The sequence below is a fragment of the Silicimonas lutimaris genome (assembly GCF_047314965.1).
In the GTDB taxonomy this organism is placed as follows: Bacteria; Pseudomonadota; Alphaproteobacteria; order Rhodobacterales; family Rhodobacteraceae; genus JAVJUV01.
In genome coordinates this window covers 11,569-34,181 of record NZ_JBLBVK010000027.1, presented here as the reverse complement: position 1 = coordinate 34,181, position 22,613 = coordinate 11,569, and the positions used below count along the sequence as shown (strand labels likewise).

Annotated in this window: 18 protein-coding genes; 9 read left to right on the top strand and 9 right to left on the bottom strand. The window is 61.3% G+C overall.

Going from position 1 to position 22,613, the window contains the following annotated elements:
- Positions 1-187, top strand: a 187-nt coding sequence (locus ACKLNI_RS01890) for a universal stress protein (protein WP_413717055.1), incomplete at its 5' end; no start/stop codon positions are given.
- A gap of 180 nt (positions 188-367) precedes the next feature.
- Here the strand turns inward: ACKLNI_RS01890 and ACKLNI_RS01885 are convergent.
- Complete coding sequence (locus ACKLNI_RS01885; RefSeq protein ID WP_413717295.1) at positions 368-1,105, bottom strand: dienelactone hydrolase family protein; 738 nt, start codon at positions 1,103-1,105, stop codon at positions 368-370.
- 439 nt (positions 1,106-1,544) lie between these two features.
- Between ACKLNI_RS01885 and ACKLNI_RS01880 the strand changes: the two genes are divergently transcribed.
- Entirely contained in the window at positions 1,545-2,135 is a 591-nt protein-coding gene (locus tag ACKLNI_RS01880; RefSeq protein WP_413717294.1) for a thioredoxin family protein, read from the top strand.
- Between the two features lie 99 nt (positions 2,136-2,234).
- Here ACKLNI_RS01880 and ACKLNI_RS01875 read toward each other — a convergent pair whose 3' ends face one another.
- The 6 genes from ACKLNI_RS01875 to ACKLNI_RS01850 all read right to left on the bottom strand — a co-directional run bounded on the left by ACKLNI_RS01875 (position 2,235) and on the right by ACKLNI_RS01850 (position 9,631).
- Entirely contained in the window at positions 2,235-3,440 is a 1,206-nt protein-coding gene (locus ACKLNI_RS01875; protein ID WP_413717293.1) for a sialidase family protein, read from the bottom strand.
- Positions 3,441-3,854: 414 nt separating this feature from the next.
- The gene (gene ade / locus ACKLNI_RS01870) at positions 3,855-5,549 is read right to left on the bottom strand and encodes an adenine deaminase (protein WP_413717292.1); all 1,695 of its coding nucleotides are present in this window, start codon (positions 5,547-5,549) and stop codon (positions 3,855-3,857) included.
- 4 nt (positions 5,550-5,553) lie between these two features.
- Positions 5,554-7,125, bottom strand: coding sequence for an ABC transporter permease (locus tag ACKLNI_RS01865; protein ID WP_413717291.1), 1,572 nt, complete (start codon positions 7,123-7,125; stop codon positions 5,554-5,556).
- Positions 7,115-7,882, bottom strand: a complete 768-nt coding sequence (locus tag ACKLNI_RS01860; RefSeq protein WP_413717290.1) for an ABC transporter ATP-binding protein — start codon at positions 7,880-7,882, stop codon at positions 7,115-7,117. Before ACKLNI_RS01860 ends, ACKLNI_RS01865 begins: the two co-directional genes overlap by 11 nt.
- A 2-nt stretch (positions 7,883-7,884) precedes the next feature.
- On the bottom strand, positions 7,885-8,856 hold the full coding sequence (locus tag ACKLNI_RS01855) for an ABC transporter substrate-binding protein (protein ID WP_413717289.1): 972 nt from the start codon (positions 8,854-8,856) through the stop codon (positions 7,885-7,887).
- Positions 8,857-8,884: 28 nt separating this feature from the next.
- Positions 8,885-9,631, bottom strand: coding sequence for a 5-formyltetrahydrofolate cyclo-ligase (locus tag ACKLNI_RS01850; protein WP_413717288.1), 747 nt, complete (start codon positions 9,629-9,631; stop codon positions 8,885-8,887).
- Between the two features lie 66 nt (positions 9,632-9,697).
- Here ACKLNI_RS01850 and ACKLNI_RS01845 point away from each other — a divergent pair, with 66 nt between their 5' ends.
- Entirely contained in the window at positions 9,698-10,546 is an 849-nt protein-coding gene (locus ACKLNI_RS01845) for a MurR/RpiR family transcriptional regulator (RefSeq protein ID WP_413717287.1), read from the top strand.
- 722 nt (positions 10,547-11,268) lie between these two features.
- Here ACKLNI_RS01845 and ACKLNI_RS01840 read toward each other — a convergent pair.
- The gene (locus tag ACKLNI_RS01840; protein ID WP_413717286.1) at positions 11,269-11,898 is read right to left on the bottom strand and encodes a TetR/AcrR family transcriptional regulator; all 630 of its coding nucleotides are present in this window, start codon (positions 11,896-11,898) and stop codon (positions 11,269-11,271) included.
- A gap of 108 nt (positions 11,899-12,006) precedes the next feature.
- On the opposite strand from ACKLNI_RS01840, the gene ACKLNI_RS01835 reads away from it, so the two are divergent.
- From ACKLNI_RS01835 to ACKLNI_RS01815, 5 genes are all read left to right on the top strand, one after another.
- On the top strand, positions 12,007-12,435 hold the full coding sequence (locus ACKLNI_RS01835; RefSeq protein ID WP_413717285.1) for a GFA family protein: 429 nt from the start codon (positions 12,007-12,009) through the stop codon (positions 12,433-12,435).
- 79 nt (positions 12,436-12,514) lie between these two features.
- The gene (locus ACKLNI_RS01830) at positions 12,515-12,898 is read left to right on the top strand and encodes an MAPEG family protein (protein WP_413717284.1); all 384 of its coding nucleotides are present in this window, start codon (positions 12,515-12,517) and stop codon (positions 12,896-12,898) included.
- A gap of 30 nt (positions 12,899-12,928) precedes the next feature.
- On the top strand, positions 12,929-13,267 hold the full coding sequence (locus tag ACKLNI_RS01825; RefSeq protein WP_413717283.1) for a TfoX/Sxy family protein: 339 nt from the start codon (positions 12,929-12,931) through the stop codon (positions 13,265-13,267).
- Positions 13,268-13,269: 2 nt separating this feature from the next.
- The gene (locus ACKLNI_RS01820; protein WP_413717296.1) at positions 13,270-13,923 is read left to right on the top strand and encodes a DUF2461 domain-containing protein; all 654 of its coding nucleotides are present in this window, start codon (positions 13,270-13,272) and stop codon (positions 13,921-13,923) included.
- A gap of 60 nt (positions 13,924-13,983) precedes the next feature.
- Positions 13,984-14,292 (top strand): YciI family protein, encoded by a 309-nt coding sequence (locus tag ACKLNI_RS01815; RefSeq protein ID WP_413717282.1) that lies wholly within the window; start codon positions 13,984-13,986, stop codon positions 14,290-14,292.
- A 249-nt stretch (positions 14,293-14,541) separates the two neighbouring features.
- On the opposite strand, the gene ACKLNI_RS01810 is transcribed toward ACKLNI_RS01815, so the two are convergent.
- On the bottom strand, positions 14,542-15,438 hold the full coding sequence (locus tag ACKLNI_RS01810) for a glycerophosphodiester phosphodiesterase family protein (protein WP_413717281.1): 897 nt from the start codon (positions 15,436-15,438) through the stop codon (positions 14,542-14,544).
- Between the two features lie 463 nt (positions 15,439-15,901).
- Between ACKLNI_RS01810 and ACKLNI_RS01805 the strand changes: the two genes are divergently transcribed.
- Positions 15,902-22,579 carry a Calx-beta domain-containing protein gene (locus ACKLNI_RS01805; RefSeq protein ID WP_413717280.1) on the top strand — a complete coding sequence of 2,226 codons (6,678 nt, stop codon included), beginning with the start codon at positions 15,902-15,904 and terminating at the stop codon, positions 22,577-22,579.
- Positions 22,580-22,613 lie beyond the last annotated feature (34 nt).

The following is a 22,613-nucleotide window of genomic DNA, read 5'->3' as shown; positions in this document are numbered from 1 at the left end:
AATGGAAACCGTCGTCCGCAAGGGCGCTGTGCATCGCCAGATCGTCAAACTGGCCGATGAGCGCAACGTGGATGTTATCGTGGTGGAGTCGGCCAACCCCAAGGTTCAGGACTATCTTCTCGGGACCACTGCCAGCCACGTTGTAACGCATGCGAAGTGCTCGGTCTATGTGGTGCGAGGGCAGTAAATCACGCTATCGGACGCTTCGTCCCGCTTTTCCGACATGAAGGCTAGCCTGAGCCAACAGTTGCTCCCAGTAGCAGCCGAGATCCGTGTCGCTCATCCTATACCACAAGACGGAGCAAAATACGTGAATGGGCCTGCTGCACCGCACGAAAGTAGTGCGGTGCAGCGAACTCACATGAAGTTAGTTCTGAAGATTTTCGCTGAGGAAAGTGCCAAAAGCTTCCCAGCTCGCCTTGTCGGCCCTCTCTTGGTAACTGCCGGCGCCGAACACAGTGAATGCATGCGGAGCGTTCGAGTAGACCTCGATTGTGTAGGTGTTCCCTGCTTTCTCAAGTTCGTTCGCGAAGGTCGCTACATCCACCATCGGAATGACGGTATCGGCACCACCGTGAAGTACAAGGATTGGCGGCTCGTCTCCGTCCCAGGATTGGCCCTCAGGAGTGGTGAGGCCGCCATGGAATGTTGCATATCCTGCGGCCATGGAGCTCGAGTCGCTGCGGGCCATCTCTAGAGCAACGGCGCCTCCGAAGCAGTAGCCCGCAAATACCATCTTGTCGACGCTTGACCGCTCCTGGGCCAGCTCGACGCCCGCCTGGATCAGGGCGCGCATCCGCTCCCGATCTTCGTTAAGTGCACCAGTAGCCGCGATCCGGTGATCAACGGTCTCAGTAGGTGTTTCATCACCGAACAGATCAATCGCGAAGGCGTTGTAACCCATTTCGGCGAGCAAATCGGCCCGTCGACGCTCGTAGTCCGTCATGCCGTCCCAATCGTGAGCAATTACTACTAGGCCTTTCGGATTATCGGCTTCTGCCCAGTAGCCCGTGAAGCTTTTCCCATCGACGGTGTAGGGCACGTCCTCGGCCAATACAGGCGTGGCTCCGAATATTGAGGCTACTAGAATTGATGCGATGCGCATGTTTCCTCCGGCTCGATTTCTGGTACTCATCGGAAAACTCAGCTCACGAAAGAACATGGGGCTCGGCATTAAGTCGGCAAGTAGTTCAGTTCTGGGCTTGGGGCGGACTTGCTCTGTGTAGTGGTGCTCCCTCGACAGATGGCCGTCACGTCTCGGCTCAAAGAGTTCAACCAACCGTCTGCCTCATATGATCGCTTTCTGAGGTAAAAACGACCTTCGAATTGATACGTTCCATTTGTCTCCGCCAAGGGATCAGCCTCTATAAGCATGCCGAGATTCCGCACCGGAAGCATGCCGAGCCCCGTCATAAGGCGACGGGATTCGTATAGGATGTCCTGTTGCATCAAATGAACCCGGCAATCGCGTGGCCTGTCGCCGACTGGATTAGGCAATTGGCCCGAATTGTGCTATAATGAGGTTATAGAGAAGGAGAAATGGAATGAACCAATTTCTCGTACTCGTCGTCGCTCTCGCCATTGCTTTTCCAGCCAGGGCTGTCGAGCTTGGTCCTGACGGTTTGCACAAACCTGATTGGCTGCGCGTCACCTCAAAAGATTTGGTGCGGGATTTCGCCCGGTCTCGGAGAGAGGGCAAACTCCTTCTAATTCTGGTCGAGCAACGCGGTTGCATATACTGCGAGGAGATGCACGAAAACGTCTTCACGGACGATCGCGTGAAGACCCTTCTCGAGCATCGATTCTTTCCCATTCAGTTCAACCTCCACGGCGATGGGATAATTGTCGATACGGACGGAGAAAGACTGAGTGAAAGAAACGCCAGCCGAAAGTGGGGGGCATATTCCACGCCAACCATCATGTTGCTATCGCCTGAACTCAAGGAAGTGATGCCCATTTCCGATCAGACTATTGCCGTTATGCGCGGAGCTTTCCCGGTGGAGATCACCCTGATGCTTTTCACGGACCTGTTGTCCTGGGTCGACGAGAAGGGGCACCTCGAACAGTCTGAAGAGGACTTCCCCGCATATCACAGGCGGAGGATTGAGGAACGGGAGCGCGCGCACACCAATTGATCTCCGCACGCGTTGTGAGCGCTGTTGACCGAGCTTCAACACGGTATCCTGAACCGAAATCGACCGCATGGGAGCCAATGACGCGCTGCGGCTAATGACCTACCGTGCTGATCGCATCATGCGGATCGTATCACTTCCGTCGGGAAGAGGTTGCGTCCAGACGAAATATATGCCTTCGGATGTCGCTGCCATTCGTGGGAAATTCATCGAGGTGCCTTCGGAATTAACGGCAATTCTTTGGGAGTTGATGCATCCTTCATCCGTCACCTGACAAACGAGCAGGATTTCGTCCGATCCCCGCCATTCAACCCAAGAGACGAGGGCCGTTCCATCTTCGAGCATCAGCGCATCCACGCGCCCGATGGGCTCTCCCCGGTCAATCCGGATGACATCGCCGAATGTGGTCCCTGCATCGTGGGAGAAAGCAACATTCACCGCAGGAACATCGCCGGCTCCCGTGAACCAGGCCACGACGACCCGATCACCGCTTGCTGCGATCGACGGTCCGTTGACCGGGCAGCCGGAGAGCTCCCAGTTGTCCTCATGCACGGGGACTGGAGACGACCAGCCTCCATCCTGCAGTTTTGTCAGAGAGATGTCCCGAACCTCGTTTTCAGAGCGGTCACGATAGACAACGAGCAGCGCATCTTCTGAAACCGCGGCGGCGGTCTGGCAGCAGGAGCACGTCGCGTAGTCAACCGCGATGTCCGGCGTCACCGAGCCATCTGAAGTTATGACGGCAGACCGGAGCTGCATCTGGCCCGAAGTTGCGCCATCTTCTACAAGGTCTCCGTCGTAGGCGCGACCGTCAAGCCAAACGGCTACCATCTCCTCATCCCGAGGGACCAAAGTGACGAAGCCATGTTGTGCTTGCGTTCCGTCTCCGTGGGGCAAGATCGGAGCCCCCCAGGTTTCCCCGCCGTCCCGTGAAAGAGCGACAAGTATGTCATAGGCATAAGCAGAGGGTCCCGAGCGCTGTAGCCAATGCGCAATCAAGGTGCCGTCGGAGAATTCCGAAACCGATGGAAAATCGGCCCAGTTCACGAAAAGATCAGGCCCATCCGCGACGGTGCTGGGCGCACTCCAGAGGCCCTTCTTCATGGCGGCGATCCTAACGGCGGACATGTTCGCCGACACCTCTGTCCAACTCATCAAAAGCCGTCCGTCGTGAGTTGCATAAAGGAAAGGCTCACGTGCGTCTGCACCGACTGGAAGCGCAATTTCGTCCAAGGCAGCCAACTCAAGAGCGTAGGCCGAAGAGGCTGCCAGCAACGCAATGGCATGAAAGACGATAACCTTCAGCATAGCGAAAGCCTAACTCAGGGCGAGGAAGAAAGGAACGCACAACGCAAATTGCTCAAATGGCAAGGACGGTGGCGTCGCCAACCACGTATCCAAGGGCAGCTTCGGGCTCGATGCAGACATCTGACAGAAACCGTCAGATGTCTGCATATTGGGCCCTAGCGGACGATAGCGTCCGGTCCTTCTTCACACGGGAATCGCAATCGTAGGTGCTTGGGCAAATCGAGCCCCCGCAACCAAACCACTCAAGAAACCATTTTAATTTCAGCGTCTTGGCGAACGGCGGGATGTCGCCGTTCATTTGGCCCAAGCAATATCAATGACTTAGCCCCGTAGGTGCAAATCACCCCGCAACCAACCAGGAGAGCTTGAACCCAAGTAGTCGGGACGGCGCGTCTTGTCGTTTGGCGCGATAAGTCAGCCGATCAGCTCGAAGCGCCTTACATCGACCATGCCGCGGTCGGTGATTTTCAGTGCCGGGATGACGGGCAGGGCAAGGAAGGCCAGTTGAAGAAACGGCTCCCTGAGGGTGACGCCCAGTGATGTCGCAGCGCGGCGCAGACACTCAAGATCTGCCCGGACCTGTTCGAAGGGTGCAAGGCTCATCAGTCCGGCTACCGGCAGCGACAGTTCGGCCAGGACCTTGCCGTCCTGCGCAACGACAAAGCCGCCCTCGATCTGTGCCAGTCGGTTGGCCGCCAGCACCATGTCGGCGTAATCGACGCCGACGCAGGCGATGTTGTGGTGATCGTGGCAGACCGTTGACGCGATGGCCCCCGCCTTCAGGCCGAAGCCACGCACGAAGCCGGAGGCGATATTGCCGTTCTTGCCGTGTCTTTCCACTACCGCGATCCGGGCCAGGTCGCGGGCGGGATCGGGGGGCTTGTCTCCATCCACGATCGGCACGGTCTCATGCAGGTGCTCGGTGATGATCTTGCCTTCGAGAATGCCGATCACGTCGGTATCTTCGCGGTTGGTCGTTGTCCGGAAATCGCGCGCCGTCAGGTGGGGCGCGCGTACCGACATGCGCGCGACCGGTGCGACGCTGCCCCGTGCGGCGAATGCGGCCTCGTCCACCACGACGCCGCCTGCGATGACCTTTGCGACCTTGCAGGTCGCCACATCCGAAACCGCCGCGATATCGGCACGCCGTCCCGGTGCGATCTGGCCCCGGTCCTTGAGGCCAAAAGCCTCGGCCCCCGACAGAGAGGCGGCGCGATAGGCGGCCAGGGGTGACGTACCGAGCCGGATCAACTCGGCGATCATGAAGTTCAGGTGCCCTTCTTCGCCGATATCCAGCGGGTTCCGGTCGTCGGTGCACAGGCACATGTAGGGGGCCGTGACATCCGTCAGCAGCGGTTGCAGCGCGTGCAGATCCTTGGAGACCGAACCTTCGCGGATCAACACGCGCAAACCTTTCTGGAGCTTCTCCCGCGCCTCCTCTGCGGTGGTCGCCTCGTGCTCTGTGCGAATCCCCGCTGTCGCATAGGCGTTCAGATCGCGTCCCGAAAGCTGGGGACAATGGCCGTCGATATGGCGACCTTCGAACAGGCGCAGCTTGGCCATTGCACCCGGATCGCGGTGGATCACCCCGGGGTAGTTCATGAACTCCGCCAGCCCGATGCCAGAGGGATGTTCCATCAGCGCGGCCAGATCCTCGGCGTCGATCCGCGCCCCGGCAGTCTCCATCTCGGTCGAGGGCACGCAGGACGACAGCTGAACCCGGATGTCCATGAGCGTGTGCTCGCTGGCCTGCTGGAAATAGCGGATACCTTCGATGCCGATCACGTTGGCGATCTCGTGGGGGTCGCAGATTGCGGTGGTGACGCCCAGGGGCGTGACGCAACGGTCGAATTCGAACGGGGTGACGAGCGAGGATTCGATGTGCAGATGCGTGTCGATGAAACCCGGCACCAGCGTCAGCCCGGTCACGTCGAAAACCTCGTGCCCGGCGTACTCTGCGCCGATGCCGACGATCACGTCGCCGCAAATCGCCACATCGCCGGGGATCATGGTGTCGGTGACGAGGTCCCAGACCGTCCCGCCGCGCAGCACAAGGTCAGCTGTTGCATCGCCGCGTCCCTGCGCGATACGGGTTTCCAGATCGCTCATAGCCTCATTCCGCCGTTGCCATGCCAAGCCGCCGGAGAACCCGCCGTTCCACGATGACGACAGCCTGGTAGAACAGGACCGAAAGAAGGACTGAGACGGCAGCGACGGTCCAGATCATGCCGTAGTCGAGGAAACCGCGCGACTGGTTGAGCAGGTTGCCGAGGCCCTTCCCCGTGGCCAGCCATTCCGCGATCATCACGCCGAGAAGCGCACGCGGCACCGTCAGGCGCGTCGCGGCGAAAAGGTAGGGCAGCGAGGCCGGAATTGTGACCATCCGCATCTCGGTCCAGCGTCCCGCGCCATAGGCGCGCGGCAACTCTTCCGCGCTGCGCGGCACCAGGGCCAGTCCCTGGGCCAGGGTGACGAAGGCCGGGAAGAATGTCACCGAGATCGTTACCCAAAGCGTGAGCGACGTGCCGCGACCCAGGATCAGGACCAGAAGTGGTGTAAGGGCGACCAGCGGCATGGTCTGCGTGACCAGCGCGACGGGCATGAAGGCGTCGATGGCGCGCGGAATCAGCCGTGACGAGATCGCCAGCAGGAAAGCAAACCCGAGGCCTGCCGCCATCCCGAGGAACGTGATCGGCAGGGTTTCTGCGAAGGCCGCGCCTAGCCGGGCCTGCGCGCCCTCGGCCGTCGGGGCCAGAAACAGGTAATCGACGACACCCCATGGAGTCTTGGAGATCAGGTCCGGCACGCCTGTCACCTCGATAAACGCCCACCAGACAAGGAACGGCAGCGTGATGGTGCCCAGCATCAGGGCGAGGCGCGTGGCGGGGTGCCCGGCGCGTGGCGCGGCATCCGGCACCGCTGTGTTCAGCGTGACAGATCGTGTCGCGCCGATCGTACGGGCGGCGATGAGCGCGAACATGCCGTAGGAAACGCCTGCGATCAGGGTGGCGACCAGACCGATGCCCCAAAGCCGATCGGGCTCGCCGCGTCCCAGCGATCCGAGGAGGTAGGCCCCGAGGCCCCAGCGCCCGCCGCCGCCGAACTCGGCCAGAATGGCCCCGAGAACCGCATTGGGTGCAGCCACACGAAGCCCTGCCAGGATCGAGGGCAGCGCGCCGCGGAACTGCACGCGGCGCAGGACGTCCCAGCGGGTGCCGCCATAGGCGCGGATCATGTCGGTCGCGCGGCTGTCGGCCTGGCTTAGCCCGATGACTGTGGCCGTCATGGTGACGAAGTAGACGCCGAGCGCGGCAAGGGCGATCCGGGGCGCCGTCCCCGACAACGTCAGGACAAGGATCGGCGCAATGGCGATGGGGGGCAGGGCGAAGGCCGCGATGTTCACGCCACGAAACAGCCTGAGGGCGGTGGGCGAAAGTGCGAAGATCACGCCGGCGCCGATCCCGAGCGCATTACCGATCAGGAACCCTACTGTCGAGGCATAGAGCGTCGCCCAGATGTGGCGGGGATAGTCACCCCAGTCGATCCAGAGCCGGATCAGGATCTCGGAAATGCCGGGGAGCGCCCCACCGGCCACCAGGTCGAACCGTCCGACGATCTCCCAGATCAGCAGAAGGATCGCCGCATTGCGCAAACCACGCCAATGGCCCGATGCCTCAGCCGCCATGCAGCACCTCGGCGATATGGTCGCAGACGCGGTGAAAGGCGGGTTCCGAGAATAGCCCCGGCGCACGCGGGCGATCGAAGGTCACGTCGATCACCTCGACGATCCGACCCGGGTTCGCGTGCATGACGACAACGCGGTCGGCCAGGAACACGGCCTCGTCGATGCCATGGGTGACCAGAAGCGCGGTCGATCCGGTCTCGGTCCAGATGCGCTGCAACTCCAGGTTCATCTGGCGGCGCAGGATCTGGTCCAGCGCGCCGAAGGGTTCGTCCATGAACAGGATCTGCGGATGGGTGACGAGGGCGCGGGCAATGGCGACCCGCTGGCGCATGCCGCCCGACAATTCGCCGGGCAGCGCGTTTTCATACCCCTTGAGTCCGACAAGCTCGATCATGTGCTGGACATGGTCGCGGGCCTCCGGAATCGAGCGGCCAAGCACCTCGAGCGGCACCTCGATATTGCGGCGGACGCTGCGCCAGGGCAGCAAGGCCGCATCCTGGAAAGCAACCCCGGTCTCGCCGGCCTTGGCGGCGCCCATCGGGGCCTTTCCGGCGATCCGGACCTCTCCGGTATCGGGTGTTTCAAGCCCGAGCGCGATACGCATCACCGTGGATTTTCCGCATCCCGAAGGGCCGATGATCGCCGTGAACGAGCCTTTGGGGCAGGACAGGGTGACGTCGCGCAGCGCCTCGACCACCTTGCCCCGCCCCGAAAAGGTCTTTCCTACCCCGGAAAGAGAAATTCCATCCGGGGTCACGCTCAGATCTCCTCGAGCAGCGTCGTGTCGAACATGTCGCGGGTGCCCTTGATGCCCACTTCGGCCAGGGCACGCAGGTTCGCCTCGATCCCTTCCTCGGTCATGCCCATGTAGCCCGCCGGGCTTTCCATCAGGGGTTGCTGGGCGTTGTTGAAGAAGATCTCGTTCTCGATGGTCCGGCCCGTCCCGGCGAACCAGGTTTCGGCCCATTTCGGCGGCCAGCCATTCGGATCCTTGAAGTTCTCTTCCCAGCCCTTGCGCGAGGCCCGAAGCCAGGCCACTAGCTCGGTCCGCTTGGTGGCCAGCGTTTCTTCGGTCACGACCACGGTGTCGTTGTAGATCGTGAAGCCGAAGTCGTAGAGCAGGAAGGAGGTCGCCTCGACGCCCTGCTGGCTGATCGTGTACGGCACGTTGGTCGTGAAATCGAGGCTGGCGTCGATCTCGCCCTGTATCAGCGGGGTGGGGTCATAGGCGTAGGGCACGATGTTCACCTCGCCCGGGTCGATCCCGTTCAGCGCCAGCATGGCGTTCACCGAGATCACGTTCACTGGCGGCACGGCCAGCGTCTTGCCGATAAGGTCGCGGGGTTCATTGATCGGGTTGGACGCCAGCGAGACGATACCGATGGGATTCTTCTGGTATTGTGCGCCGATGATCTTGAAGGGCGCGCCCTGTTCGGCGATGGCCTTGATCGTCGTGTCGGGCGTGGTCAGCGCCAGATCCGCGCGACCGGCGATGATCGTGCTTTCGGGAATGACGTCCGGGCCACCGGACAGATAGGTCAGATCGAGTCCTTCGGCGGCATAGTAGCCTTCGTCGATGCCGATGAAGTAGCCGGCGAACTCGGCGTCGTTGATCCATGCGGCCTGCATGGTGAAGGGCGTAGACGCGCGGGCGCGCAGGGGTATGGATGCAGCTGCGGCGGTTGCGGCAGCAGTTCCCAGGAAGTGGCGGCGGTTCAGTCTGAGGCTCATTGGGAAGGGCTCCTCTTGTTGGGATGGGTCAGGCAAGGCCTTGCAGGCGCTGAAGCTCCTGCAGGGGCGGTGTGTCGGCGATCTGCTTGGGTTCGAGCAGGGGCCATTTCACGCCGCGGGGCCGCTTGGCGCGGCGTTCGACCACATGGGTGCGCGTTGGCGTGAAGATCGTATCGACGAGAATGTCGGTCTCCGAGGGCTGCAACTGTTCCTCGACGAGTTGCACGTCATGTACGACGGCGTGGACCGGCGTGTCGTCATCCACGAGGCCAAGATCCGTGAACATGCCCCATTCCAGGTCGAAGAAGCCGTGCCCCTTGCCGAACCGGACACCGTTGACGGAAACGGCGGACGCACCTGTCACGAGGTAGTCGAACCGGCCCTTTCGGGCGATCTCCTCCAGTGTGATCGGCACGCCGAAATGCTCCATTCCGTCCAACCAAGAGGCATAGAGTGCGGCGCCTTCGGGCACGGTGGCGGGGTCGAGGTACAGGAACCCGCGGTAGATCCCGTAGGTCGACATCACGAACGGCTTGCCGGCTTCGATCATCCGACGCCGCAGGTCGGCCAGGCAGTTGTCGGGGGTAATGAAGGCAAAGCGGCTGTCGACATAGGCCCGGTCCTGCACGACGCGTTCCGTGGCCGCCTCGGATCCTTCGAAATCGGGAATGACCTCTGCGAAGTTCATGTGGAACCGGGTGTCCGGTCTCGCCACGTCCTTCAGTTTCGTCCATATCTTTTCGCGGATTGTCTTGGAGGTCGACATGGTGTCCATTTCGTGCGTTTCATTGTTTCATAACCATGAAACAAGGGTTCCAAACGTCAAGAGAAATCGTGTCCCATGGCCTCACGACTGATCCTCAGAATCCAGGAGCGTTCGTCGCGCCTGACGTCGAGCGAGAGGAAGATCGCGCAGGTTCTTCTGCAAAATCAGAGCCTTGTCGAAACACATACCGCTACGGAACTGGCTGCGCGCGCCGGCGTGTCAAAGGCGACAACTGCCCGTTTCTTCCGCAGTTTGGGATATGCGGACTTCGAAGAGGTTCGGCTTCAGGCCCGTGAAGAGCGCAACCGACGCGAGCCATATGCCGACCTCGAATCGATGTCCCATCCCGCGACATTCGGGCGGACCATTTCCGACCACCTCGAACTGGAACTCCGCAACCTCACGCGGACGTTCGAGGAGCTAAGGTCCGACCTGTTGCCCGACATCGCGCAAATCCTCGAGACAGCACCGCGCATATGGTTGGTCGGCTTCGGCGATGAACAGGGTGTGGCCCGGCTAGGCCAATTGCTCTTTGCGCGGCTGCGTCATGGCGTACACGAATTGAGCGGGCAGGGGCAGACCTGGGCGAACGAGCTCTCGATGACAGGCCCCCGTGATGCACTGATCCTGCTGACCTTCGAGCCACGCCCGAAGCTGCTGCGTTCGCTGCTCGCCCATGCCCGCACCACGCGCATGCGGATCATCACGCTGACCGATCACGCGTATGCGGCGCAGGCCGAGCGCTTTTCCGACATTGTCCTGCCCTGCCATGTTGCCAGCTACGGGACACTGCCCACGCATGCCACGATGCTGTCAGTACTACGTTTGATTGCAGTGGCATACCTCGGACGCAATCCGGAGGCTGTGGGCCAACGGATCACCACGCTGGCCGCTATCGACGAAGAACTAGATCTCTTCGAATGAAGCCCGCGCTGCCGTGCGGAAAGATCAGTTTTCTGCCGGGGCACTTGTCCGCAATCCGACGTCCGAGGCGCGAAAACGCTTTGAACTCACACTGAGCCGAGACTGCGGTTTGACTGTGATCGACGCAATTATTGGCAGCGTTGGAACCGAGTTTCTGTAATATAGCACCTTCTGACGCCCCGCTAGCTGTCTTCACGCCACAAGCCGCGGAACCACCCTCTCAACCAATCGCAGAAATCGTGAGTTGCGAGCCCCCGCAACCAAATACTTTCGTGTTATCAAACGCTTGAGTTCCGCCCTCCGGGGTGGTTTTTATTTCCGCAATCCAGGTCAACAACAGGTCAACAAAGCAACCCAAACTGCCCGCGAATCCAGGACCTTAGTCGCCAAACCCGCACCCAACCGCGTCAAAGCGGTGGAAGCCGTGGCTTGATCAGAAAGGTGTGGTCGGAAACGTAAGGCAGCTCCGATGGTCGCTAAACGTCAGTGGTGTCTGTCGGCGGCCCGAATGCCTTGCACGCTGCCAAAGTCGAAACGAAACGAAATTGACGCGCTGCGTCGCCACTCGCATATCAAGCCACCCATTTGGCGAACACCTCGCGAAAATCCTGGGGTCCCGTTTGAGAAAGCCGGCCTTCAATCAAACCGCTGCGAATTCACCGTAAGAGCCCGGAGCGGACACCAGTTGCGAGCCGCTTGAGGCGTAATATCGGGCGGGAAATCTAGTCGGCCAATCGTGCAATTTGTCGATCTTTTGATGCGCCCTGCCGATCCACGGCCGCGAGTGCGTAGCTCCGAGCCGACTCGCGAACCTCATCCGCCAGGGTCTGATCTTCCAGAGTGCGGGACAGGACCATGCCCCCGACACTGAGCGCGGCAAGAACGCATGCTGTGGCTCTTTTCTCTTCCGACCCTTTGGGCAGATTGTGCTCATAGAGCCAGATCATCGCGCGTAATAGTCCCTCGTAGGAGCGGCGTGCCTCGGGGGTCGCCCGCGCGACATCGGAAGGCAAAGCGATCATCGGGCATTGTCCGTCAAGATCGCGCGCGTGCTCGGGCGACAGGTAGGTGTTGATCATTGCACGGACCGTGTCCGGCCCGCCATCCTGCGGATCGACACCGGCGTCGTCCCGCCAGGTCTTTCCGCGGCCGTTCAGGAAGCTCGCCACAGCTTCAGCATAGAGCTCCTCCTTGTTGCGGAAGTGATTGTAAAAGCCGCCACGCGTCAGACCGGCATGAGCCATGACCTGGTCGATCGTTACCTCCGCAAAGCCGTCGCGGTTGAACAGTACACGCGCCGCCTCAACAATCCTGCTGCGCGTTTTTGCCTTGTGTTCAGGAGTATAGGGCATCCTGGGTCTCCATTCTCACCAAAGCATACAGGTAATGAAAATATGTTCTTGAACATATTTAGAACCCTGCGACTCTGCCTGCAAGACGCCAATGGATAGAGGCCGCCGATGACCATGAACGCAAACGCTAAAGGATTCTCCGGGCGCTGCCTGTGCGGCGCCGTCAGTTTCGAAAGCAGCGCCAGCCCTCAAGTCGTTTTGCATTGCTGCTGCGAGGATTGCCGCAAATCGAGCGGGACCGGGCATTGCACGCATATTGCAATCCCAAGAAGCGCCTTCGTGGTCACGGGGGGTGTGACCTTCTATGAGCACCGAGCTGATAGCGGGAATACAATATCGAAGGGGTTCTGCGGCACATGCGGCTCCCCGGTCTATTCGACAAATTCCGGCTACCCCGACGCGGTTTTTCCCCGCGCATCGGTCCTCGACGATCCGGAGGTGGTCCGGCCCCAGATGGTTGTCTACGCCAGCCGGGCCGTGTCCTGGGACAAGCTGGACGAAACACTTCCCGCCTTTGCCGAAATGGCAGGCGCATAGCCTGAAACGACCCGGGCCGTTTGCACGGATTTGCCGGATCCCGACGCGCGATTGACGCACCAAGACAAGGACCAAAACCATGCCGACACTTCTCCCCGTTACGTTCACCTTCATCAGCGTGCTGGCGATCTCGCTGATCCCCCTGACCGGCTGGGTCGGCATGCGCCGGGACAAGATCGGCGGCGTCCTGCGAGGCGATGCTGGCGACCCGGTGCTGTTCAAGCGCATCCGCATTCACGGCAACCTCATGGAAAACGCGCCGCTCTTCGCGCTGGTTCTCGGAGCGTCCGAGTATGCGGGCCTCGGGTCCGGATGGCTCTGGTTGGCTGTCGCGACTTTCCTGATTGGCCGGATTGCCCATTACAAGCTTTACGATAGCTCCAAGCGCGGTCTGGCAATGCTGGTTACGGTACTGCCCGGTGTGCTGATGGGTCTTTGGCTGCTCGCGCTGATCTGGCTCTGACCCGACCACGAATGATCGAAGGAGACTGTCATGAAAGACGAACAAAATCTTGTGACACGCCTGCGGGAAAGGCTCGAAGGGCTTCCTGGACTTTTCGAAAAGAAGATGATGGGCGGTCACTGCTTCCTGGTGAACGGCAACATGGTCGGCGGCGCGGGCTGCAACGAAGCCGGTGACAGCCGGTTCATGCTGCGCGTCGGAAAGGACAACAGCGCGAAGGCCGAAGCCCTGCCGGGAGGCGAACCCCTGGTGAAGGGTGGCCGGCGCATGGGCGGCATGTACCTGGTTGACCCTGACCAATCGGATGCGGTTATCGGTGAATGGGTGTCATTGGCCGTTGGCAATGCGCTCTCACTGCCGGCGAAGTGACCATGTTCAGTCAGGACACCATCGATTTTCTCGCTGCGCTTCGCGCGAACAACAGCCGTGACTGGTTCGAAGATAATCGCAAAACCTACCATGCGGCGGTCCGTGAACCGGCGCGTGAGTTTGCCGAGGCCCTATCCGAGCTGCTGGAGGCATGGGGCCAGGGCCCGGTGACACCCAAGATCTTCCGCATCAACCGTGATCTGCGGTTTTCAAAGGACAAGACGCCCTACAACACCTATGTGCATATGGCATTTCGGCCTTCGGTTTCTGGACCCGACGGCCCAGCGTTAATGGTCGGCCTCGAACCGGGAAGACTAACGCTGGGCGCCGGAATCATGCGGTTCGGTCCACGACAGCTCGAAACGTGGCGCGAGACCGTCGCCGGTCCAGCGGGTGCCATGCTGCAGCGAGACCTCGACCATCTGCTCGAGCGGGGGGCCAGTCTTTCCGAACCAGACCTCGTTCGCGTGCCAAGGCCCTTTGCGGGCGATCATCCGCGTAGTGACCTGCTCCGGCGCAAAGGGATGGTGGTCTGGCGGCACACTCTCGCGACAAATATGGCTTACGGTCCCGAAGGCCCGGCGCGGTGCCAGGAACGACTGAAGGCATTCTCACCCATCATGATCTGGCTGAGTGAGACCATGCACGCGGTTTGAATGGCGAGTTGACACCCCCAAGGCCGGGTCGGCCGACAAAAAAATAAGGAGAAATACTCGATGCCCAAATTTGCATTCATCTACCGTGGCGGAAACCGCCCTGAGGACGGTGCTGCGCACATGGAGAAATGGCGCGTGTGGTCAACTGGCCTGGGTGACGCCAACATCTATCCTGGAATGCCGTTCGCGGGTTCGGTGACTGTCAGCGCCGCGGGTGTCATTGACGGGAGCGGGGATGTCCCGATGACGGGTGTGACTGTGATCGAGGCTGACGACCTCGAAACAGCAATCGAGCATGCGAAAGCCTGCCCGCATCTCGAGCTCGACGGCCAAATCGTTGTGGCTCAAGGGGTGGACATGGAAATGTAGCGCTCGCCCAATCTTGGGCCTTGCAGGTCGGCGTCGATTGGCTTGCCCGATCCTTTGAATGTTAGCTACGTCCCGCCGAGCGGTCATCGAGCAGTTTCAGCCAATCGACTGCTTCAAGCCCAAAGCAGACGACCTATTCAGGGCCTCAGCCCTTTGCCCAAGAGTTTTTTCGTCGGCTAGGCATGGAATGACACAGCCGATTGTGACATCTGGTCCTGCTCTTGATCTCTGCAGACCCAGAGTGTGGCGTTATCTGCCCATCAGCCTCAAGACCGCGTCTGGGTACTTCGACACGAATATCCCGGCCTGGCCACCCAAAGCGTCTTGCCAAGGCTTGGTATTGCCGCGGCTCAGCGCGGCGTCCTCAAAGCCAATGCCCCGGTGACTCAGCCGCACTCCGAGCTGATCCGCCCGTGTGACAAAGTCCTGAGTGAGTTGGTCATGCTCGACATCGACAACCCTCAGGTCTGAGCCGAACCTGTCGAATAGCCGCTGCAATGCGATCTTTGGGTATTGGGCCTCGGTCACTGTACTCCAAACCCCGATGCCAGTCGCGGTTGAGACACCTCTCAACTTCTCCAAATCACCCTCGTTGAACAGCAGGAGGTTTTCGGTACTGCGCTGTTCTAGCTGGGCTGCTAGGCCTTCGATGTCAAAGCCTTGGAGGCTGAGCACGGCCAGAATGCGGCCGTTGATTAGATCCAGCGCTTCGTCCAATGTGGGCACAGGATGATCGCCGCCTTGCGGATCGAGAAGCCGGAGCCGCCTGATCTCCTCAAGCGTGTAATCAGCGACAAGGTGCCACCTCGCAACCGTATCTCCCGGATCGCGGCGCGGGGCTCCGGTAGGGTAGACATCGCGCACATTCGTTGTTCTGGTCAGCGTCGCGTCGTACATGACGATATGATGGCCATCGCCAGTCAACTGCACGCTGATAATAACGATATCGACGCCGCGATTTATCGCCCAACTTATCCGTGCAAGAGAATCGTCAGGATAAACGTTACCGAGCGCACGACCGGCTGAGACGATCGCAGGCGGCTGGCCTGGTGCGAGCCTTTCGGCCACGCTCACCTGCGCAATGACGACATTCGGGATCGCAAAAGCCGTGATCAGAACCCAAGCCAAAGTTGAATTCATGAGCATGCCGCCTCCCTATTTCGCCGGACTCGGCAACCAAAGAACGTAACTGGCAAATCCTTATGGGAAATCTACTGCAGCGGCTTGCGGCTGCCTTGATGTCGCTCAAATCCGTCGAAAGGCCGATGTTCCGCAAGGTCCCGCTGAGCGGTCATTCCGGCACACTGCATCGAGCGACTGCTTTTGGCTTTGAATGCCTACCGCTCCTGTTTGTCGGCGACCGACCAGGCTAGCTCAGCACGCCGGGGACGGAGAGAGCCGTCTTAGACCCTCGACGCCAAGAAGCGTTTCACCGGACTGACGATAGACCGTCGCATTTGGCATTGGCCTCATGCAACACGGAGTTTGCAGTCCGAATTCACATCTTTTTCACAAGTTGCCTGCGCCGTTTTCACACGCCAATCACGCCCACCGCGTAAGCAGACCAATGCAAACAGGGGTTTTGCAAGCTTTTTTGCGGGAGGGCGACATGGCTATCATCAATGGAACAAACGGCGACGACAATTTCGCGAACAGCCTGTTCGGTACGGTCGAAGACGATCAGATATTCGGCTTCGCCGGTAATGACTTTCTGTTCGGAAGCGTCGGAACCGATACGCTTGACGGTGGCGCGGACTACGATGTTGCCCTCTATGCCGGAGGTCTGTTCGATGCGACCGGTGTCTTCATCAACAATACCGGAAGTTCCGTCACGGCGCTTTGGAACGGTGTCTCCACCACGGCACTTGCCAATACCGTCCTGAAATCCTCCGGCACGGACACGCTGATCGATATCGAGTCCTTCAACGCGACCGACGGCAGCGATGTCGTCCATCTGGGCGATCCCCTGGGCGGCGGCAGTTATGTGTTCGACCTCGCAGGCAACGACCTCCTTGTGGCAGACCAGACGCCTGGTGCGGGCTTTGCGGTCTTTTATGCCGGAAGCGGCAACGATACCTTCCAGGGATCGATCGGCAACGTCGATGCGCTGGACTATGAGCGGGGCGCCACGATCGACGGCGCGGGTCCGCAGACCCAGGGGATCCTTCTGAACTATACCGGCATCGATTCCGGTACGGTGACCGATCCTTGGGGCGGGTCCGATACGTTTGCCGAAATCGAATCTGTCTACGGCTCCGATCTGGACGACACGATGAACGGCGGGGCCGGAAACGACTTTCTGTACGGTAATGGTAGAAACGACATCCTGAACGGCAATGCCGGGTTCGACCGTCTGTCGGGCGATGCGGGCAATGATACGCTGAACGGCGGCACCGAGAACGACACGGCGGTCTACAACCGAGATCCCTCCGGTGTCTTCGTCGATCTGCGCTTCGGAACCGCAACCGATGGCTATGGAAACGTCGACACTCTGACCTCCATCGAGAATGTCGAAGGTTCAGACTACTTCGACAACATCATCGGCGACAGCGCCAATAACCTGCTGTCCGGCCGCGGCGATACCGACTGGCTGTCGGCCAGCGCGGGCAACGACACGATGGATGGCGGCGACGGGGCCGACCTGATCTTCTATTCCGGCTACGGCCTGACCAATGGCGTCACCATCAACAACACCGATACCGCGATCGGCGCGGTCGCGGCCTTCACCACCGACAAGCGCGGTTTCGGAACCGATACGCTGATCTCGATCGAGAATTTCCACGGCACCGATTTCGATGACGAGATTTACGTAGGCGGCGAGGGCGGCACATACACCTTCGACCAGGCCGGCAATGACCTTGTCGTCGCTTCGCAGGACCCGAATGCCGGCGATGATCACTACTTCGCAACCGGCAGCGGCAATGACACGCTCGTCGGGACGGTTCAGCGCGACCGCGTGGACTATAGCGCCGACGGCGAAGCCCGTACCCAGGGCGTGGATGTGGATCTTGCGGCAGGCACCGCCACGGATGCCTGGGGCGACTTCGATACTCTCACGTCGATCGAAAGTGTAACCGGCACAAGTTTCAACGACACGCTCCTCGGCAACGACGATCGGAACGACTTCAACGGGCTTCAGGGCGACGACCTGATCGAAGGTCGCGGCGGCGACGACAATCTCGAAGGCGACGCCGGCGCCGACACGCTCGATGGCGGCGAGGGCTTCGATGGGATCGGCCATTTCGACGATCCGGCCGGCGTTCTCGTCGATCTGGCGGCCGGGACGGCCACAGATGGCTGGGGCGATACCGATACGCTGATTTCGATCGAGGGCGTAGACGGTTCCGAACACGGCGATACACTGCGCGGTGACGATGGCGACAACTTCCTCGACGGGCGCGAAGGCGACGACCTGCTCGAAGGACGCGGCGGCGATTTCGACAGCTTCCGCGGCTCGCAGGGCAATGACACGATCGATGGCGGCGCGGGGACGGACCGCGTGGAGTACCACCGGGATGCGGAAAGGGGCGGCACGAATGCCGTCTTCGTCGATCTTGCGGCAGGTACGGCCACCGACGGGTTCGGCGATACGGATACGCTGATCTCGATCGAAGAGGTGCGCGCCACGGATGGCGACGACACGCTGATCGGCAACGCGGAGAATAACCGCTTCCAGCCTGGAGAAGGCTCCGACAGCATGGATGGCGGGGCCCAGACCGGTACCTTCAGCCAGGGCGACGAGATCGACTATTCGCGCCTCGACTCCGGCCCGATCACCGTCACCTTCACCGATGACGGCATTGGCACGACCCAGAAGACAGGCGGCGCGGTCGATACTTTCACCGGGATCGAGGAAATCTTCGGCACCCGCTTCGACGATCTGATCACCGGCAACATCGGCGACGAATGGCTTGGCGGTGAAGGCGGCAACGACACGATCATCGGCGGCGACGGCAATGACGACCTGTCCGGCGGCGATGGCGACGACAGCCTCGACGGCGGCGTCGGCGGCGACTTCCTTCAGCCGGGCGCGGGCAACGACATCGTGATCGGCGGAGCGAACGGCCCGCTCTTCGAAGAGGACGAGCTGTCATACGGCTTCGACCGGGATGCGACCTCCGGTGTGAACGTGACATTCACCTCCGAGTTCCACGGCAGTGTTCTCGACTGGTCGGGTGGCACCGACACTTTCACCGGCATCGAACGCGTGCGCGGCACCAGCTTCGACGACACCTTCACGGGGGCCGAGGGCGACCAGGAGTTCCGGGGCCTTGGCGGCGACGATCTTTTTGACGGTGGTGCGGGCGGGGGCGACCGCGTCGACTACAGCCGCGCGGATGACGACACGGGCGCATTCCAGGGGATCAACGTCAGCCTGGACGCCGGAGGCGGCACCGATGCCAATGGCGACACCGATACATTCATTGGAATCGAGGAAATTCGCGGCTCGCGCTGGGACGACACGATCATCGGCGACACCAACCGCAACGACCTCCAGGGCGAGGATGGCAACGACCTGATCGACAGTTTCGGCGGTGCCGACAACAATATGCAGGGTGGGCGCGGCAACGACACGATCGAGGCGCGCGGCGACAACGACTGGGTCGGGGGCGGCGACGGCAACGACCTGATCACGTTCTACGGTGTTGGCGGCGGTACCAATCCCGGCCTCGGCAGCGATACCATCGTGGGCGGCACCGAAGGGTTCTTCAGTCTCGACTACAACGGCGTCGGCGAATCCGTGGTTATCGACACCGCGCTGGGCACCACGCAACTGACCGGCGGCGATGTGGATACCTTCACCAATATCCGCAATATCGGCGGCGGTGACGGCGACGACACGCTGCTTGGCGATGACAACGAGGATTTCCAGCGCTTCCGCACCAGCCTTGGCGACGATTTCATCGATGGGCGCGGCGGTTTCGACGAACTTGAATACGACGACCGGAACGAAACCTCGGTCGTGGTCGACTTCGTCAATGGGACAGTCGTGGGCACCTATGCCGGCACCGATACCTTCGTGAACATCGAAAGCGTGCGCGGCTCGAATGGCGCGGACACCTTCATCGGCAATGACCAGGACAACCAGTTCCGGGGCATGGATGGCGCCGATACCTATTCGGGCGGCGACGGATTCGACTCGCTCAGCTTTTCAGGCGACCGTTTCAACGGCGGAACCCAGGCGATCGACATCGACCTCGAAGCCGGCACCACCAATGACGGCTGGGGGAATGCCGAAACCTTCACCGGGATCGAGCGCGTCGTCGCCACCGACTTCGATGACACGATGGCCGGAAGCTCCGGTGCCGATCGCCTGATCGGCATACTGGGCGACGACATCCTCGTTGGCCGCGACGGCGATGACGGCCTCTATGCCGGGGGTGGCGCCGACACGGTCACGGGCGGGGCGGGAGCCGACCGGTTCGGCGGCCGCGTCTGGGAACTCGACGGCGACACCTTCACCGATTTCGGGGCCGAGGATATCCTTCAGGTCTTCGACGAGAACTTCAATCTGATCGGCGCCAATACAAGCATCGTCGGAAACCAGCTTCTGATCGACACCACGGGCGATGGCATCGCCGAGGCGACGGTAACGCTCTCCAACGGCTATACCGGTCCGGTCAACAGCGAAGGCGGCCCGGTCGGCGGTCCGGTCCCGGCACGTTTCAGCGTTCAGGATGCAGGTCTCTTCACGGCGGTTGTCGATGAAGACGCTGGCACTGCGAACGTGACGATCATCCGCAGCGGCGACATATTCTCCACCGCCACGGTGGATATCACCGTCACCGGCACCGGCCTCAACCCGATCGACGGCAGCGATGTGTCGGTGCCCTTCGCAGTACCGGTGACACTGACATTCTCGCCCGGAATCCAGCAGCTGACCTACCAGATCGGCATCGTTGACGATCTGCTGGTCGAAAGCGTCGAGGATCTTGCCTTCACGCTCTCGAATCCGACCAGCGACGGCGCGGCGGGGGCCGAGATCGCCGAGGGACAGACTTTTGTGCGGATCCTCGACAACGATGTCGCGCCTACGGTGAACATCACGGGTGAAAAGGCGCAGGAAGACAGCGGCATCATCACCTTCACCGTCAGCCGGACAGGCGACACCAGCCAGGCGATCACGGTCGACTACGATATCCGCTCCGCTGGCGGGTTGCAGGCGGCTGAGTCCGACGATCTGGTCGACGGTCTGCCCCAGTCGGGCAGCGTGGTCATCGAAGCCGGTGCGGCGGAGGCGACGTTCAGCTTGGCGATCGTGGTGGATGCCGAGGCCGAACTGCACGACGACATCATCGCCCGCATCTCGCCGACGGCTGACTGGCCGGCGGGGTTGGAAGTGGGGATCGCCCAGGCGACGGGGTCGATCCGAAACGATGACGGCGTTCCCCCTGTCCTGCCGACAGGCGCTACGGGGGCCAACTATGGCGATCCGCATATCATCACGCTGGACGGACTGGCCTACGACTTCCAGGCAGTCGGCGAATTCACCCTGATCGAAGCGGTCTCGGGCGATCCGCTCGACATCCAGGTCCGGTTCCAGCCGGTCGAGGGCAGCCAGGTGGCCAGCCAGACCACCGCGGTTGCCACGACCGTCGGCGCGGCGCGCGTCATGATCGACGCGACCGGCTCCTCCCTCGTGACGGTCGATGGCGCCGCGTTCGACATCCAGACCGCTATCGGCGGAACGGCTCTCGGCGACGGCGAGATCTATTTCGACGGCGAAGCTATCACACTGGTCTACGCCAACGGCGAGCAACTTCGGGTCGATGTCTTCGAAGGCTTCCTCAGCACCTCGGTCTCAATAGCCGCTGGTCGTGACGTCCGCGGTCTGCTGGGTAACGCCGACGGAGACACCACGAACGACATTGCCCTGCGCGACGGCTCGGTGCTGGCGCAGCCCATCTCCTTTGCCGACCTCTATGGCGCCTTCGCCGATGACTGGCGGATCAGCGATGCGACATCGCTCTTCGACTATCCGGCAGGGCTAGGCACGGCCGACTTCACCGATCTCTTTTTCCCGGTGGCGCAGATCTCGATCGACGACTTCCCGGCCGAGATCCTGGCCGAGGCGGAAGAAGCCACTGCCGGCATCACTGATCCCGTGCTTCGCGAAGACGCGATCCTCGACTATCTCCTCTCTGGCAATGCGGACTTCATTGAAGCCGCTTCTGTTATTGCCGGGGGCGAAGGCGGGGCGTTGACCGAAACCGCAATCGTCGACGCTCCGCCCGTTCTCGAAGGCGTCGGGATCTCGGCGTCCGAGACCACGCTTTTTGAAGGCAACGCCGGGTCGCAAACCGTGGTGTTCACAGTCTATCGCACCGGTGACGTTTCTTCGGGTCTCAGCCTCGACTACCAAGTCGGCGGCGACGCGGACGCGTCCGACTATGCCGGGCAGGGCAGCGGATCGCTAGTCTTCGGTGCGGGCGAGAGAACCCAGACCATCACGCTCGATGTGCTGGGCGATCTACTCGCGGAAGCTGATGAAACGCTCGAACTGTCCTTCGCGGTCAGCGCCGGGTCTCCCACGGTGCTGTCCTCGGTCGCAAGCGTCGTCATCACGAATGACGATCTCGCACCGGTTGCGCAGGATGACGCATTCGGAACGGATGAGGACACGGCCCTTCTCGGCAATGTCTTCGCCGACAACGGTTCGGGCAGCGACTCCGACGACCAGCCCCTTCAGGTCACCGCGCTCAGCGGTCCGGGTGGTCCGCTGGTCGTCGGGTCGGCGAATGATCTCGGCAATGGCGCCAGCCTGACGCTTGCGTCTGACGGATCGCTCAGCTTCGATCCGGGCCAGGCCTACCAGTCGTTGAACGACGGCGAGACGGCCGAGCTGAGCTTCACCTACACGATCGGCGACGGGGCACAGCAGGATGCCGGCCAGATCAAGATCACGATCGACGGCATCACCGACGCGGCGCCCGAGGTGAACATCATCATCGGCACCGACGGGAGCGATGTCCTGGTCGGAACCGAAGGCGCGGATCGCATCATCAGCCTTGGTGGACGCTATGACGTCATGTTCGGAGGCGAGGGGGGCGACCAGTTCGTCTTCGGTGCCGAGACGCTGGATCGCAAGAAGTCGACGGATGTGATCCTCGATTACGAGGCCGGGATCGATGCGCTTCTGCTGGTCGATGGCGCGGCGATCGCCAGCGTCGAGGAGACCTGGCTTGGACTGGCCGTGGAATTCGAGGACAGCAAGGACACGCTCCTGATCTTCGGCAATGATCTCGTGGCCGATGACCTGATCATCCTGACCGAAAGTCCGGCCTGATCTTCGGAGGGCCTCTTCGGCGCCGGTTCGTCTT

Bases quoted from the DNA above. Each gene is read 5' to 3' on its own strand.
- ACKLNI_RS01885 (WP_413717295.1), bottom strand. From the start codon at position 1,105: ATGCGCATCGCATCAATTCTAGTAGCCTCAATATTCGGAGCCACGCCT.
- ACKLNI_RS01880 (WP_413717294.1), top strand. From the start codon at position 1,545: ATGAACCAATTTCTCGTACTCGTCGTCGCTCTCGCCATTGCTTTTCCA.
- ACKLNI_RS01875 (WP_413717293.1), bottom strand. From the start codon at position 3,440: ATGCTGAAGGTTATCGTCTTTCATGCCATTGCGTTGCTGGCAGCCTCT.
- ade (WP_413717292.1), bottom strand. From the start codon at position 5,549: ATGAGCGATCTGGAAACCCGTATCGCGCAGGGACGCGGCGATGCAACA.
- ACKLNI_RS01865 (WP_413717291.1), bottom strand. From the start codon at position 7,125: ATGGCGGCTGAGGCATCGGGCCATTGGCGTGGTTTGCGCAATGCGGCG.
- ACKLNI_RS01855 (WP_413717289.1), bottom strand. From the start codon at position 8,856: ATGAGCCTCAGACTGAACCGCCGCCACTTCCTGGGAACTGCTGCCGCA.
- ACKLNI_RS01850 (WP_413717288.1), bottom strand. From the start codon at position 9,631: ATGGACACCATGTCGACCTCCAAGACAATCCGCGAAAAGATATGGACG.
- ACKLNI_RS01845 (WP_413717287.1), top strand. From the start codon at position 9,698: ATGGCCTCACGACTGATCCTCAGAATCCAGGAGCGTTCGTCGCGCCTG.
- ACKLNI_RS01840 (WP_413717286.1), bottom strand. From the start codon at position 11,898: ATGCCCTATACTCCTGAACACAAGGCAAAAACGCGCAGCAGGATTGTT.
- ACKLNI_RS01835 (WP_413717285.1), top strand. From the start codon at position 12,007: ATGACCATGAACGCAAACGCTAAAGGATTCTCCGGGCGCTGCCTGTGC.
- ACKLNI_RS01830 (WP_413717284.1), top strand. From the start codon at position 12,515: ATGCCGACACTTCTCCCCGTTACGTTCACCTTCATCAGCGTGCTGGCG.
- ACKLNI_RS01825 (WP_413717283.1), top strand. From the start codon at position 12,929: ATGAAAGACGAACAAAATCTTGTGACACGCCTGCGGGAAAGGCTCGAA.
- ACKLNI_RS01820 (WP_413717296.1), top strand. From the start codon at position 13,270: ATGTTCAGTCAGGACACCATCGATTTTCTCGCTGCGCTTCGCGCGAAC.
- ACKLNI_RS01815 (WP_413717282.1), top strand. From the start codon at position 13,984: ATGCCCAAATTTGCATTCATCTACCGTGGCGGAAACCGCCCTGAGGAC.
- ACKLNI_RS01810 (WP_413717281.1), bottom strand. From the start codon at position 15,438: ATGCTCATGAATTCAACTTTGGCTTGGGTTCTGATCACGGCTTTTGCG.
- ACKLNI_RS01805 (WP_413717280.1), top strand. From the start codon at position 15,902: ATGGCTATCATCAATGGAACAAACGGCGACGACAATTTCGCGAACAGC.